The organism is Bacteroides sp. GM023 (genome assembly GCF_014750685.1).
In the GTDB taxonomy this organism is placed as follows: domain Bacteria; phylum Bacteroidota; class Bacteroidia; order Bacteroidales; family Bacteroidaceae; genus Bacteroides.
Window position 1 is genome coordinate 583517 of the sequence record NZ_JAAXGE010000001.1, and the last position, 14909, is coordinate 598425.

Sequence of the window (14909 nt, forward strand, 5' to 3'; positions counted from 1 at the left end):
TTGTTCCGTAGAACGCGGCAAATGTACAAAGATTCTTTGGATAAGCAAACAGTTTGGCGGTTTCTGATATTTCTACTTCGATTTCTTTTTCCTGTATTCCTTGCGTAGATTGAAGTTGAATCCGGCATATACCTGGAGAGTTCCGAAGCCATTGTCCAAAGAGAAATTGTTGCGATGATAATTGTAGTTTTTCCCAACGAAAGAAGAGCCTACGAAGTACTTTCCGTTATTATAGACTACGCCTGCACGGAGCAGGAAATCGAGATTCAGCTTGCCATACCATGTTTTTCCTTCGTGAGTTTCCGCGTCTACATCGGAAGCCTTGTAGGCAATGGCGGGAGTCAGAGACAGGCAAGCCAGGCAGTTGCGTGCAAATACCCAATTGTAGGCATAGCCGAAACTGATATTGGCATTGGTATATTTTATCTTATTGACTTTCATGGCGGGATTCATATTCGCTTGTATATATTCCGGCAATTGCAGATAGTCAAAATCGAGATTGTGCTTCGATATGGAAAAACCGGCAATAAATGTCCCCGCATTACGCCGTTGATTGGTGGACTGGCTGAAAGCTGCCGGATAAGAGAATTTCCGGTTGTTGAATATGTAGTATAAATTCAATCCCTTTATATCTACTTTCAGACCGCTGAAGTTCTCCGAATAGTTGGAAGGAATCTCGTCAGAGAATCCTCTGATTTTATGAATCTTATAATTATTACCCGTGCGGCGGTAGAAGATGTCCACCCCTAACTTGGAACTATAAAGACTTAAATCAAACTCTGTCCCTCTGTTCTTCCGGTTCGTCTTTCTATAAATATCATCGACATCGACAGACCATCCCAGGAAAATCCATCTCCACCCGAAGTACAATCCTATCTTGTTATGCGGATTAGGCGAGAAGCTAAGTTTCTGTGGTTGGGGAAGTTCGCTGGTGACCGAGTAATATTCAAAGTTGCTGAAATGGGTAACCATTAGCGCATAATTGTAGCGGTTGGGACTGATGTAAAGCGTATCGAAATCACTGAAATTCATGAATTTCTTGATAGCCCTCTTGAATGCGCCGGGTTTGGCGATATTTGCCGAATCTCCCTGCACACTGTCGGCTACGGAAATATTCTCCTTTCCAGGTTGTGCCTGTAAGGAGAGCGACAATAACAGAGAAATATATAAAACAATCTGTCTTACCATGCGATTCTTCGTAGCCGTTATGAATGTCTTTGGTTTCACGAATGTACTACCTTTCGTTGATTTATACTAGCAATCTTCTAAAAAATGTTTCGTTTCCTAAACAAAAAACTTCTAAATACTGTTAGTACAGCTAGCAAATAAATATTAAGCCACAAAATTATGAGAATCTATTTACGTTTATTAGCAGCGTCTCTTCTGCTTCTTGCAGGGAATATATTGTATGCAGAAGCACAGCAGGAGAAGCGCGTGACAGGTACGGTGACCTCTGAAGGAGAGCCCTTGCCTGGTGTGTCTGTACAATTGAAAGGAGCATCTTCAGGCACAATCACCGATATTGATGGAAATTACTCTGTCGAAGCTCCGGCTACCGGCACTTTGGTATTCCGTTTTGTAGGGATGCGCACAGTAGAACAACCGGTAAACAACCGAAATGTGATAAATGTTGCCTTGGAATCAGAAAGTAAAGAACTGGACGAGGTGATGGTAGTAGCGTATGCCACCGCCAAGAAATATAGTTTTACCGGAGCTGCTTCGACCATGAAGGCAGGGGAAATCGAAAAGTTGCAGACTTCCAGCGTATCGCGTGTCTTGGAAGGTACCGTGTCCGGTGTGCAGGCAAGTGCGGCAAGTGGACAGCCGGGTACGGATGCCGAAATCCGTATTCGTGGTATCGGTTCTATCAACGCTTCCAGTGCTCCGCTTTATGTAGTGGACGGTGTTCCGTTTGATGGGAGTGTGAACTCCATCAATCCCGATGATATATCTTCGATGACTGTTCTGAAAGATGCCGCGTCTGCCGCCTTGTACGGTTCCCGTGGCGCGAATGGTGTGATTATTATCACTACCAAGCAGGGCGAACAGAACTCGAAAGCAACGGTAAAAGTGAAAGCGTCTTTAGGAGGTTCCAACCGTGCAGTCCGCGACTATGACCGTGTCAGCACCAACCAATATTTTGAATTATATTGGGAAGCACTTCGCAATCAGTATGCCAAAAGTTCTGACTACACACCGGCAACTGCCGCGGCACAGGCTTCCAAAGATTTAGTTACGAAATTAATGGGTGGAGGTCCTAATCCTTACGGCCCGCAATATGCACAACCGGTCGGCACGGACGGTAAACTGATAGAAGGTGCCCGCCCGTTATGGGATTCTAATTGGAGTGACGCTATGGAACAACAGGCACTTCGCACAGAACTGAACCTGAGTGTTTCCGGTGGTGGAAAAGCCAATCAGTATTTCTTCTCCGCCGGATATCTGAATGACAAAGGTATCGCCCTCGAATCCGGTTATCAACGTTTCAACCTGCGTTCCAACATTACCAGTGAAATAACTTCCTGGTTGAAAGGCGGCGTCAACTTGAGTTTTGCCCATTCCATGCAGAACTATCCGGTTTCTTCCGACTCCAAAACGAGTAACGTGATTACAGCCGGACGTACCATGCCGGGCTTTTATCCGATTTATGAAATGAATACCGACGGCAGTTACAAACTGGATGAAAGCGGAGACCGTATTTACGATTTCGGTTCGTATCGTCCTTCCGGTTCTATGGCTAACTGGAACTTGCCCGCTACTTTGCCCCTGGATAAGTCGGAACGTATGAAAGATGAAGTTTCCGGCCGTACTTTCCTGGAAGCTACGATTATCGAAGGATTGAAATTCAAGACGAGTTTCAACTTCGATTTGATTAACTATAATACATTGGATTATACGAACCCCAAACTAGGCCCGGCGAAGGAAAACGGTGGCGGTGTCAGCCGAATGAATACCCGTACTTTCTCCTGGACATGGAATAATATTGCCACTTATGAAAAGACGATTGGTGAACATCATTTCAATGTCCTTGCCGGTATGGAAGCATATTCTTATCGTTATGATGAACTGACTGCGTCACGTTCTAAAATGGCGCAACCCGATATGCCGGAACTGGTAGTCGGCTCACAGTTGACCGGTGGTTCGGGATATCGCATCGACTATGCGCTGGTCGGCTATCTTACCCAACTGCTCTACGACTATCAGAATAAATATTTCTTCTCGGCATCTTACCGTCGCGACGGTTCTTCACGCTTTGCGCCGGAGACTCGTTGGGGAAACTTCTGGTCATTGGGTACTTCCTGGCGTATCGACCGTGAAGAGTTTATGGCAAGCACTTCCGACTGGCTGTCTGCCTTGACTCTGAAAATGAGCTACGGTGCACAGGGAAATGATAACCTTGGTACTTACTATGCAAGCAAGGGACTTTATAGTATCGTCTCCAATTTGGGCGAGAATGCATTAGTCTCCGACCGTATGGCAACTCCGAACCTGAAATGGGAAACGAACCTGAACTTTAACGTCGGTATTGACTTCTCTCTGTTTAACAACCGCTTTTCCGGTTCGTTCGATTTCTTTACGCGTCGTTCGAAAGACTTGCTTTATTCCCGTCCGATAGCTCCCTCTTTGGGATATGGTTCTATTGACGAGAACGTAGGAGCTTTGAAAAATACAGGTATAGAACTGGTACTTAACGGAACGATTATCAATCAGAACGGTTGGGTATGGAAACTGGGTATGAACCTCACTCACTATAAGAATAAGGTGACAGACCTTCCATTGAAAGATATGCCGCAAAGCGGTGTGAACAAGCTCCAGGTAGGTCGCTCTGTTTATGATTTCTATATGAAAGAATGGGCAGGCGTAGACCCTGAGAATGGTGACCCATTGTGGTATATGGACGAGGAAGATGCCAACCACAACCCGACAGGAAAACGTATCACCACGAATGATTATGCTTCGGGAGATTATTATTATGTCAACAAATCGTCTCTTCCGAAAGTATATGGCGGTTTCAATACGTCACTTTCCTGGAAAGGATTCGACCTCTCTGCCATCTTTGCTTACAGCATCGGCGGATATATCTACAACCGTGATATTACAATGATTCTGCATAACGGTAGTTTGGAAGGACGTGACTGGTCGACAGAAATTCTGCGACGTTGGACACCGGAAAACCGGGATACCGATGTTCCTGCTTTGAGTACAACCTCTAATAACTGGAACTCGGCATCCACCCGCTTCTTGCAAAACAACTCCTATATGCGATTGAAGAACCTGACGCTCTCTTACAATTTACCCAAGCAATGGATTAGTAAATTGTCATTGAGCAGTGTGCAAGTATATGTGCAGGGAGATAACTTATTTACTATCCACCGGAATCAGGGACTAGACCCTGAGCAGGGAATTACAGGTATTACTTATTACCGCTATCCGGCTATGAGAACCATCTCCGGAGGTATTAACGTTGCTTTCTAAATTCAGACTAAATTATGAGAAAAATAAAAATACAATCTATTCTAGCAGCCGTTGCCACTCTCTTTTTGGCAGCGAGCTGTAGCAGCAGCTTTTTGGATACAGACCCGACAGACGCAGTAAGTTCCGAAAAAGTGCCTGTGCCCGAAAATGCGGAAGCACTTGTGAACGGTGCCTGGTATAATCTGTTTGATTATTCAAGTACTTATGCCAATATCGGTTATCGTGCACTTCAATGCCAGGATGATATGATGGCAAGTGATGTCGTGTCCCGTCCGAAATATGGGTTCAACTCTTCCTATCAGTTCAACGATGTGGCTATTTCTTCAAACAATAGAACGGAGTTTGCCTGGTATCTGATATATAAAACGATAGATAACTGTAATACTGCTATTTCCATCAAAGGGGATTCGGAAGAACTCCGTCGGGCGCAGGGACAGGCATTAGCCTTACGTGCTTTCTGCTATCTGCACCTGGTACAGCATTATCAGTTTACTTATTTGAAGGATAAAGATGCGCCTTGTGTTCCTATTTATACTGAACCGAGTAACAGCTCAACAGTGCCGAAAGGAAAATCGACAGTAGCGCAGGTTTACCAGCTTATTTTTGATGACTTGACTTTAGCACAGGATTATTTGAAAAACTATGTCCGTAGTGGTGATAATCAGAAGTTCAAACCGAATGTAGCAGTAGTCAACGGACTTTTGGCTCGTGCTTACTTACTGACCGGACAATGGGAAGAAGCAGCAAAAGCCGCCGAAGCCGCCCGTGAAGGATATTCTTTGATGACAACCACTGCCGAATACGAAGGATTCAATAATATCTCCAATAAGGAATGGATATGGGGATTCCCTCAAATACCTTCCCAATCGGATGCAAGTTATAATTTCTATTATTTGGATGCTACATACGTTGGAGCTTACAGTAGTTTCATGGCCGACCCTCATTTGAAAGATACTTTTACCGAAGGTGATATTCGTATCCCGTTGTTTCAGTGGATGCGCGAAGGATATTTGGGATACAAAAAGTTTCATATGCGTGCGGATGATACGGCTGATTTAGTCTTGATGCGTTCTGCCGAAATGTATCTGATTGAAGCCGAAGCGAAAGTCCGTGATGGTGTAGCATTGAATCAGGCTGTAGCACCTTTGAATACATTACGGAATGCCCGTGGAGTAGGGGATTACGATGTGACAGGAAAATCAAAGGATGATGTAATCAACGAAATTCTGATGGAACGCCGCCGTGAACTTTGGGGAGAAGGATTCGGAATTACCGATATACTCCGTAACCAAAAAGCCGTAGAACGTACCGCTTTGTCGGACGAAATACAGAAAACGGAAGTGGACTGCTGGCAAGAAGGCGGTAGCTTTGCCAAACGGAATCCATTAGGACATTGGTTCCTCCGTTTCCCGGACGGCAAAGCGTTTACAGTGAATAGCTCTTATTATCTGTATGCTATTCCACAAAAAGAAATTAACGCTAACCCTAACTTATAAATATAAATAGATAACTCTCTTAATTTTTTGACTTTGACCTTAACTTGTAGACCGGTATACGTCGTGACGATGCATACCGGTCGTTTCTTTTATCTCCAATTAAATATGTTAATATAATGCGCTTTGCTTCGCTTTATTTATGTAGATTTCTATCCAATCTTTTTCTTCTTCAAATTCGGCAAAAAGAATGTGACCAATCCCAGCAGCGGCATATAAGCACAGATATTATATACATATTCAATACTCGTTTTATCTGCTAAATTACCGAGTACGGCAGATGCTACACCAGCCACCCCGAAAGCAAATCCAAAGAATAACCCTGATATCAATCCGAGTTTGGTAGGAAGCAATTCCTGTGCATAAAGCAATATAGCGGGAAAAGCGGAAGAAAGCATCAATCCCACACAGAAACTAAGGATAATAGTCCACATCAAATTAGCATGCGGCATTAGTAAACTGAACGGGGCAGCTCCCAAAATAGAAGCCCAAATAACATACTTCCGACCGATACGGTCACCTACCGGACCACCAATCAGCGTTCCGATAGCAGTAGCAACTAAGAAAATAAATAAATATAGCTGCGAATCCTGTACCGTAACATTGAATTTATGAATCAGATAGAATGTATAATAACTGGTCAGACTCGCCATATAGATATATTTCGAGAAAATCAATATCAATAATATACCGATAGTAATAGCCGTCTTATCCATAGGCAGGGGAAGATGAACCGGAGTTTTTACACTGACGGTTTGAGCCTTCATCCGGTTCAGATAAGATTTATACCATTTGCAAATCGGATACATGACTCCGATAGCTGCAACCGCTACAAATGCAAATATGAAAAGATGTTGTCTTCCATAAGGGGCAACGAGCAAAGCCACCAATAAAGGGCCTAGCGAACCACCGAAATTGCCACCTACCTGAAAAAGTGACTGTGCTAATCCCCGCTTGCCACCTGAAGCAAGGAACGTGATGCGGGAAGCTTCCGGATGAAGCACCGAAGAACCGATTCCGATTAAGAACACAGACAGTAATATCCAATACAGATTATCGGAAAATGCCAAGCTCACCAAACCTACCATTGTAAAGCTCATTCCGATAGGCAACGACCATGCAACGGGATATTTATCAAAGATGATTCCGGTAATCGGTTGAAAGACCGAAGCCGAAAGCTGATAAACCAATGTGATAAGACCGATTTGCGCAAAACTCAATCCTAAATCATCTTTGAATAGAGGATAAGCTGCTGAAACAACGGACTGTAAAAGGTCATTGAGACAGTGTGAAAGACTTAATGCGATTAAGATGGAAAATGTAATTTTTCCTACGGGTTGTTCCTGATTTTGTACCATGATACCTATTTCTTTAGAAGTGTTCCTGAAAAATTGGCTGCAAAGGTACGCAAACTTTTCAAATTCAGAAGAAACACACCTCAGAATAAAGCTCTAAAACTAAGGATTGTAAATTGTCGTTAATTCAGTTTTGAATTACTGAACTATTCTCCATACCTGCTGTTGTTAAATTAAAAAGGAGGATAATATGAGCTTTATTTGGTATATCATTATTGGTATTGTGGCTGGATTCCTCGCAGGTAAAATAATGCGCGGCGGAGGTTTTGGCCTTATAATTAATTTATTACTTGGTATTCTTGGAGGTGTACTGGGCGGTTGGGTGTTTGCCCTTTTCGGACTTGCAGCTTCAGGATTGATAGGAAGTTTGATTACTTCCACGGTGGGAGCTATCCTGGTTTTGTGGATTGCTTCTTTGTTCTCAAAATCTAAATAGGTATTATTATATAATTTATTTTTAATCTAAAAAACTGAATTTAATTATGGAATGTAGACATGGTAATTTTTGGATTGGACTCGGAATCGGGTCAATCCTGGGTGCGGTAGCTTATCGCCTTTCACGCACCGCGAAAGCTAAACAGTTGGAAAGCGAAATTTATGATGCTATTCACCGTATTGGTCGTGACGCAGAGGCCGCAGCAGCTTGCGCTGAAAAGAAAGCGATGAACCTCGGACTTAAAGCAGTAGAAACCGGAGCTGAAATTGCTGATAAAGTAGCAGTCGAAGCAGATAAAGTGGCTGGTAAAGCAAAAGATAAATGGGGAAAATAAAAATCCCAGAATTGGTAATCAGCTTGGATATAGTTGATTACCAATTTCTATTTAATAACTACCTGTCATTTACATCACTTAAAACCTCTATGTGTGCCCGTGCACACTTTACACGTTTTACCATTCTTTTTCATTCTTTTCCGGAATAAAGGTACTCCGTTTCTTATCCTTTTCTACTCTATAAATGTACTTTTTATGATTCTTTCTGCCGTTTTTCTTATGTTTAACAACATGAATGTACTGCCATGTTTGTTGGTAATATTCTGATTATTAATAGTATATCTCATTTTATAAGCGTTCGTGTGTGCGCACACACTATTGCGTAATTCAATAATTCATTTTACTTTTGTCATCGAAAAACAAGATACTTATTAAAATATGGATAAAGAATTCTCAAATATTCGTATTATAGACATAGCCAAGATGGCTGGTGTCTCTGTCGGTACGGTAGACCGGGTTATTCATAATCGTGGACGGGTATCTGAGGAAAACAGGAAGAAAGTGCAGACAATTTTGGAAATGGTGCATTACCAGCCCAATCTTATGGCACGGTCTTTAGCTTCCAAGAAACAATATCATCTTGTTGCCATTATACCGTCTTTTACTCAAGGAGAATATTGGGAAGCCATTTCAGAAGGTATCGACAAAGTAGCTTCGGAGATGGAATCGTACAATATAACGATTACCAAACTCTTTTTCGACCAATATAACAATAAAACGTTTGATGATATTACCCGAAACTTGCTGGATGAGAAAGTAGACGGAGTATTGATTGCTACCTTGTTTACCGATTCGGTTATCCGTCTTTCTCAGGAATTGGACAGAAATGAGATTCCTTATATCTATGTCGATTCAAATATCGCAGGACAACACCAACTGGCTTATTTCGGAACAGAATCTTATGACGCAGGAGTCATTGCGGCAAGGTTATTGACCGACAGACTTTCACCGGCTTCGGATATTCTGATGGCACGGATTATCCACAGTGGAAAGAACGACTCCAATCAGGGAAAGAACCGCAGGGATGGTTTTTGCCATTATCTGAAAGAGATAGGATTCGCCGGAAAACTGCATGAAGTAGAGTTGAAAATCAACGATTCTGTATATAATTTCACAAAACTCGATGAAATATTCGATGTAAATCCGGATATGGAAGGCGCTATTATATTTAATTCAACCTGCTATATCCTCGGAAATTATCTGAAAGCAAGAGAAATGCAAACGGTGAAACTGGTAGGCTATGACCTTATCGAGCGGAATACCCAATTGCTTTCAGAAGGCGTTATCACTGCATTAGTTGCCCAACGTCCCGAAAGACAGGGCTATGAAGGCATCAAGTCTTTATGCAATCATCTGCTATTCAAGCAAAATTCAGAAAAAGTAAACCTGATGCCGATTGATATCCTACTGAAAGAAAACTTGAAATATTATCTGAACAATAAACTATAAACATATAAATTTTAGAAACCATGAATGAATTATTTAACGTAAAAGGCAAAGTTGTTGTAATCACCGGTGGAGCCGGAATCTTAGGTAAAGGAATTGCTGAATACCTCGCAAAAGAAGGTGCAAAAGTGGTTGTACTCGACAGAAGCGAAGAAGCAGGAAAAGCATTGGTAGACGGCATTAAGGCGGAAGGAAACGACGCTATGTTCCTTTATACCGATGTAATGGATAAAGAAGTATTGGAAGGCAACAAAGTAGAAATCATGAAAGCCTATGGCCGCATTGACGTATTGTTGAACGCTGCCGGAGGTAATATGGCAGGTGCTACAATTGCACCGGACAAAACTATCTTTGACTTGCAGATTGACGCATTCAAGAAAGTGGTAGACTTGAACCTGTTCGGTACAGTATTGCCTACAATGGTATTTGCTGAAATCATGGTTGAACAGAAGAAAGGTTCTATCGTAAACTTCTGCTCAGAATCAGCTCTCCGTCCGTTGACTCGCGTAGTAGGTTATGGCGCAGCAAAAGCAGCTATCGCTAACTTTACTAAATATATGGCAGGCGAACTAGCACTGAAATTCGGTAACGGTCTGCGTGTAAACGCTATCGCACCGGGATTCTTCCTGACAGACCAAAACCGTGCGTTATTGACCAACCCGGATGGTTCTCTGACTGACCGTTCAAAAACGATTCTCGCTCATACTCCGTTCAACCGTTTCGGTGAACCGGAAGACCTTTATGGAACAATCCATTATCTGATTAGTGATGCTTCCAACTTCGTGACAGGTACAGTAGCTGTTATCGACGGTGGTTTCGACGCATTCTCTATTTGATAAATGGAGAATTGAGAATTAAAAATTGAAAATTGGCTGCGCAGCATCTGCATGCCGACTCTCAACTTTTAATTCTCAACTCTTATTTCTTAATTCTCAATTTTCAATTCTTAATTTAATAATAGTATGTATTTATGCGAACAAACTTGGCGCTGGTACGGTCCTAACGACCCAGTAAGCTTGTGGGATATTAAGCAGGCAGGCGCTACCGGTATAGTAAATGCTCTCCATCACATTCCGAATGGCGAAGTATGGACAGTAGAAGAAATCATGAAGCGTAAGCAAATGATTGAAGAAGTGGGTCTGACATGGTCTGTTGTGGAAAGTGTACCTGTACACGAACATATCAAGACGCAGACCGGGGACTATCTGAAATATATCGAAAACTATAAAGAAAGCATCCGTAACCTGGCAAAATGCGGCGTAATGGTAGTAACCTACAACTTCATGCCTGTATTGGACTGGACACGTACCGACCTTGCCTATACAATGCCCGACGGTTCTAAAGCCCTTCGTTTTGAAAAAGCGGCTTTCGTAGCTTTCGACCTTTTCATCCTGAAACGTCCGAATGCGGAAAAAGACTATACTCCTGAAGAAATCGCCAAAGCAAAAGCCCGTTTCGAGCAAATGAGCGAAGACGACAAGAAACTGTTGGTTCGCAATATGATTGCCGGACTTCCGGGTTCTGAAGAAAGCTTCACAGTAGAACAGTTCCAGGAAGCATTGGATCGTTACGACGACATTGATGCTGAAAAACTTCGTTCCAACTTGATTTTCTTCTTGAAAGAAATTGCTCCTGTTGCCGATGAGGTAGGAGTGAAGTTGGTGATTCACCCGGACGATCCTCCTTATCAGATTTTAGGTCTGCCACGTATCTTGAGTACGGAAGAAGACTTTAAGAAACTGATTGAAGCCGTTCCTAACGAATCCAATGGTCTTTGCCTGTGCACAGGTTCTTTCGGAGTACGTGCTGACAATGACCTTGCCGGCATGATGGAGCGTTTCGGTGACCGTGTGAACTTCGTACACTTACGTAGCACACAGCGTGACGAAGAAGGAAACTTCTACGAAGCTAACCACCTGGAAGGAAACGTAGACATGTACAACGTAATGAAGAGTCTTATTCTTCTGCAACAGCGTCGTAAATGCTCTATCGCTATGCGTCCCGACCACGGACATCAGATGATTGATGACTTGAAGAAGAAAACAAACCCGGGATATTCTTGCTTAGGCCGCCTTCGCGGATTAGCAGAACTTCGTGGTCTTGAAATGGGTATCGCTAAGTCTATCCTCTAATCGAAGTACATAATTAGCACTTTATAATAAAAAACACTACGGCTATTATTGATTGAAATAATAGTTGTAGTGTTTTTTATTTATCTTTTTTCTCTGAATAGGAAATGGATTAATCAAATAAATCTCCGATATGGGTGTCTACCACCTCCTTTTTAGGCTTTTTCGGTTCGGGAATAATAAGCAAGGCTATTTGTGCGCAAGCCTCTGCATCCGCAAGTGCGTGGTGGTGATTCTCCAGACTATATCCGCATCGTTCTGCCACCGTATGCAACTGATGATTGGGCAAATCTTTACCGAAAACTTTCCTTGAAGTGCGACAGGTACAATAAAACTTATAATCAGGATAATTCATGTCATACAATTCGTGAACCGCCCGGAGACAGCCTTCGTCAAAAGGACTGTTGTGGGCAACAAGCGGCAATCCGTCTATCAACGGCTTTATTTCAGCCCATACATCGGGAAAATCTTCCGCTTCTATCGTATCGTCATAAGTCAATCCGTGAATAGCCGTTGTCCATTGCGTGTAATAATTAGGAGCAGGACGAATCAGACGATAGATTTTATTCACAATCTTACCGCCCCTTACGATGACGACGCCGACACTGCATACGCTGGTACGTTTGCCGTTGGCTGTTTCAAAGTCGATAGCTGCAAAGTTCTTCATCGCTTCTGTTGTTTTTTCAGATACAAAGATAGTATAAAAAAATGAGGTTGGAGAAAATATAGTAACAGGATTGACAAACAGATAGTTTTACCCAAAAATGAATTAAAACGAACTTTTGGAAAATATTCTCAATAAAACAGTCCTCTTTTATAGAATTTATACTATTTTTGCTCGACATAAACAAAAGACATGGACAAAACATACTTTAAGCTTAAATACGTTTTAATATTCATTCTTTCATTGTTTGTTTTTGTAGGTGGACTAAACTACAAAAATTGGCTCGTCACTAACAATCTGACACCCAAGCGTATCTCCCTTATTTATTCTCAATCCCCAAATGATGCCGGCAATAAAAATCTAGAGAAATTATTAGCTCAGGAGTTCCGCCAACAGGGAATAGATGCCATATTTGATAAGTTCTATCTTAATTGTGATAAATTTAATGAGAAAGAAGAAATAGAACATATACGGAAGTATCTCGAACTACTTGAGAATAAATCCACAGACCTTATTCTGTCCATTGGCGACCAGGCAACCTATTCTTTATTATCCACCCGCCATCGGTTGCTATCTTCCATTCCCATAGTAGCTTGTAACGTACGTTTTCCCAATGAAGAACTGATAGAAGAATACGATTCGAAGAAAGTATATGTATTGCGTGACAGCCCTGACCTGAAACGTAACATTGATTTTATTAAAACACTGTATCCCCATAACGCTACGGAGATTATTTATAACATAGACCTGACTTACCTCGGACATAAATCTTTCGATAAACTCTCTAAGGTTGTTGACAGGAAAAATGTAAGATTCCTGGGCTATCAAAAAGCATTTGTACAAGAGTGTGATTATAAGCATTTGACGGAAATGATTGAATATTTCAATCTGACTCCCGGATTGGTAAATGGTAGCACTAATGGAAACGGATTAACTATAAGTCTATTTCCTTTTCGTTATATAAGGGGCGCTTCCCTATTGGTCATGCTGGAAGAATCAAAAAGAGGGAAGAAAAATCAAGCGTTCTTGCTGGACAAATTAGATATGATGGCCATTCCGATAGTAACTGCCTTGAATATTCCTTCTTTTAGTTGTATTCGTGAAGGGTTTGGTGAAAATGCTAAGATTGTAGGTGGATATATGGCGACAGAAGGCATTTCGGCAAAAACTACCGCCAACCTTGCAACACGTCTTTTGAAGAAAGAGAAGATAGGAATGCCTAAAATAAGGGATTTGGAAAAAGAATATGTACTGGACTGGATGTATTTTTCCGAATATGCAGGTAGCATCAGCAACGTTCCGAAAGATGTCCGCATTATCAACTATCCGTTTTATGACCGTTACCGGAAAGAACTTTATATACTGGGCGGATTGTTCGTCATTTCCTTTATTTTGGTTATCATCAGTCTGTTGCGCACCTATCGGCGTTCATTGATAGAACGCAGGAATCTTCAAATGTTGAAGGAAGTCCACAAGCGGTTAACGCTTTCTGTGGATGGAGGTAAAATCTCTCTTTGGAATATTCAGGAGGGTGTTCTCGAATTTGACGAGAATTATGTACAGTTGGTCGGATTGGAACAACGGAGATTCGCCAAAGAGGATATTATGAAATATACTCATCCTGACGATACGCAATTACTTGATTCATTCTATGAAACCATGCATGCATCTCCCGGTATGCAAATACAGCGAATACGTTTCTGTTTTGGAAAAGAGGGCGCAGATTACAAATGGTACGAACTACGATGCAGTAGCCTGAAAGATGCCAAAGGAGAGATTATGCTTGCCGGTATCATGCAGAATATTCAGAAACTGGTAGAACATGAACACCAGTTGGTACTAGCGAAACAGATAGCGGAAAAGGCCGAACTGAAACAATCGTTCCTGAACAACATGAGCCATGAAATCCGCACGCCACTCAATGCTATTGTAGGTTTCACCAACCTGCTGATAGGCGAAGGAGCTGACGAAATAGAACCGGAAGAAAAGATGTCTATGCTTGAAATTATCAATAGTAATAATGAATTGCTTTTGAAGCTGGTGAATGATGTATTGGAAATATCCCGTTTGGATTCAGGAAACTTATCCTTTGACATCAAGGAGTGCGACATTACGAAAACAGTGAAGGAGATTTATATGACTTATCAAGCACTGATTCAGCCTTCATTGGATTTTCTTCTCGAACTGGACGAGACTGTTTCCTTACCAGTCAATATCGACAGCTTACGTTTTACGCAAGTCATCTCCAACTTCCTGAATAATGCAAATAAGTTTACCAAAGAAGGAACGATTACTTTGGGATGTAAAATAGATAAAGTACATCAGGAAGTTTGTATCTACGTAAAAGATACTGGCAAAGGAATTGACGATAAAGAACTTCTGATGATTTTTGACCGCTTCTACAAGACCGATGAATTTGAGCAGGGGAGTGGTTTGGGACTTTCCATTTCCAAGGTGATTATAGAGCGGTTGGCTGGTCGTATAGAAGTACATTCCGAAGTAGGAAAAGGTAGTTGCTTCTCCGTCGTTTTATCTTTGGCAAGTTTGATTTAATACAGTAAACGAGGTATCTAAAA

11 protein-coding genes are annotated in these 14909 nt (G+C 41.9%); 8 read left to right on the top strand and 3 right to left on the bottom strand.

Annotated features, from left to right (window positions below):
- Positions 1–72 precede the first annotated feature (72 nt).
- Positions 73–1188 (bottom strand): DUF4421 domain-containing protein, encoded by a 1116-nt coding sequence (locus HC965_RS02150; RefSeq protein WP_191030044.1) that lies wholly within the window; start codon positions 1186–1188, stop codon positions 73–75.
- Between the two features lie 159 nt (positions 1189–1347).
- Between HC965_RS02150 and HC965_RS02155 the strand changes: the two genes are divergently transcribed.
- A complete protein-coding gene (locus HC965_RS02155; protein ID WP_191029882.1) occupies positions 1348–4476 on the top strand; it encodes a TonB-dependent receptor in 3129 nt (1042 codons plus the stop codon).
- A gap of 14 nt (positions 4477–4490) precedes the next feature.
- A complete protein-coding gene (locus tag HC965_RS02160) occupies positions 4491–5972 on the top strand; it encodes a RagB/SusD family nutrient uptake outer membrane protein (RefSeq protein ID WP_191029883.1) in 1482 nt (493 codons plus the stop codon).
- A gap of 149 nt (positions 5973–6121) precedes the next feature.
- Here HC965_RS02160 and HC965_RS02165 read toward each other — a convergent pair whose 3' ends face one another.
- Positions 6122–7327, bottom strand: coding sequence for an MFS transporter (locus tag HC965_RS02165; RefSeq protein ID WP_167966176.1), 1206 nt, complete (start codon positions 7325–7327; stop codon positions 6122–6124).
- Positions 7328–7514: 187 nt separating this feature from the next.
- Here HC965_RS02165 and HC965_RS02170 point away from each other — a divergent pair, with 187 nt between their 5' ends.
- The 5 genes from HC965_RS02170 to uxuA all read left to right on the top strand — a co-directional run bounded on the left by HC965_RS02170 (position 7515) and on the right by uxuA (position 11672).
- Entirely contained in the window at positions 7515–7760 is a 246-nt protein-coding gene (locus HC965_RS02170; protein WP_167966174.1) for a GlsB/YeaQ/YmgE family stress response membrane protein, read from the top strand.
- A 46-nt stretch (positions 7761–7806) separates the two neighbouring features.
- Positions 7807–8094, top strand: a complete 288-nt coding sequence (locus tag HC965_RS02175) for a YtxH domain-containing protein (RefSeq protein ID WP_191029884.1) — start codon at positions 7807–7809, stop codon at positions 8092–8094.
- Between the two features lie 378 nt (positions 8095–8472).
- Positions 8473–9543 (top strand): substrate-binding domain-containing protein, encoded by a 1071-nt coding sequence (locus HC965_RS02180; RefSeq protein ID WP_191029885.1) that lies wholly within the window; start codon positions 8473–8475, stop codon positions 9541–9543.
- Positions 9544–9563: 20 nt separating this feature from the next.
- Positions 9564–10376, top strand: a complete 813-nt coding sequence (locus HC965_RS02185) for an SDR family oxidoreductase (protein ID WP_191029886.1) — start codon at positions 9564–9566, stop codon at positions 10374–10376.
- Between the two features lie 126 nt (positions 10377–10502).
- A complete protein-coding gene (uxuA, locus tag HC965_RS02190) occupies positions 10503–11672 on the top strand; it encodes a mannonate dehydratase (protein ID WP_191029887.1) in 1170 nt (389 codons plus the stop codon).
- Positions 11673–11781: 109 nt separating this feature from the next.
- Here the strand turns inward: uxuA and HC965_RS02195 are convergent, their stop codons facing one another.
- Positions 11782–12336 (bottom strand): 3'-5' exonuclease, encoded by a 555-nt coding sequence (locus HC965_RS02195; protein ID WP_191029888.1) that lies wholly within the window; start codon positions 12334–12336, stop codon positions 11782–11784.
- A 189-nt stretch (positions 12337–12525) separates the two neighbouring features.
- On the opposite strand from HC965_RS02195, the gene HC965_RS02200 reads away from it, so the two are divergent.
- On the top strand, positions 12526–14886 hold the full coding sequence (locus tag HC965_RS02200; protein WP_191029889.1) for a HAMP domain-containing sensor histidine kinase: 2361 nt from the start codon (positions 12526–12528) through the stop codon (positions 14884–14886).
- Positions 14887–14909: the final 23 nt, after the last annotated feature.

Bases quoted from the DNA above. Each gene is read 5' to 3' on its own strand.
- HC965_RS02150 (WP_191030044.1), bottom strand. From the start codon at position 1,188: ATGGTAAGACAGATTGTTTTATATATTTCTCTGTTATTGTCGCTCTCC.
- HC965_RS02155 (WP_191029882.1), top strand. From the start codon at position 1,348: ATGAGAATCTATTTACGTTTATTAGCAGCGTCTCTTCTGCTTCTTGCA.
- HC965_RS02160 (WP_191029883.1), top strand. From the start codon at position 4,491: ATGAGAAAAATAAAAATACAATCTATTCTAGCAGCCGTTGCCACTCTC.
- HC965_RS02165 (WP_167966176.1), bottom strand. From the start codon at position 7,327: ATGGTACAAAATCAGGAACAACCCGTAGGAAAAATTACATTTTCCATC.
- HC965_RS02170 (WP_167966174.1), top strand. From the start codon at position 7,515: ATGAGCTTTATTTGGTATATCATTATTGGTATTGTGGCTGGATTCCTC.
- HC965_RS02175 (WP_191029884.1), top strand. From the start codon at position 7,807: ATGGAATGTAGACATGGTAATTTTTGGATTGGACTCGGAATCGGGTCA.
- HC965_RS02180 (WP_191029885.1), top strand. From the start codon at position 8,473: ATGGATAAAGAATTCTCAAATATTCGTATTATAGACATAGCCAAGATG.
- HC965_RS02185 (WP_191029886.1), top strand. From the start codon at position 9,564: ATGAATGAATTATTTAACGTAAAAGGCAAAGTTGTTGTAATCACCGGT.
- uxuA (WP_191029887.1), top strand. From the start codon at position 10,503: ATGTATTTATGCGAACAAACTTGGCGCTGGTACGGTCCTAACGACCCA.
- HC965_RS02195 (WP_191029888.1), bottom strand. From the start codon at position 12,336: ATGAAGAACTTTGCAGCTATCGACTTTGAAACAGCCAACGGCAAACGT.
- HC965_RS02200 (WP_191029889.1), top strand. From the start codon at position 12,526: ATGGACAAAACATACTTTAAGCTTAAATACGTTTTAATATTCATTCTT.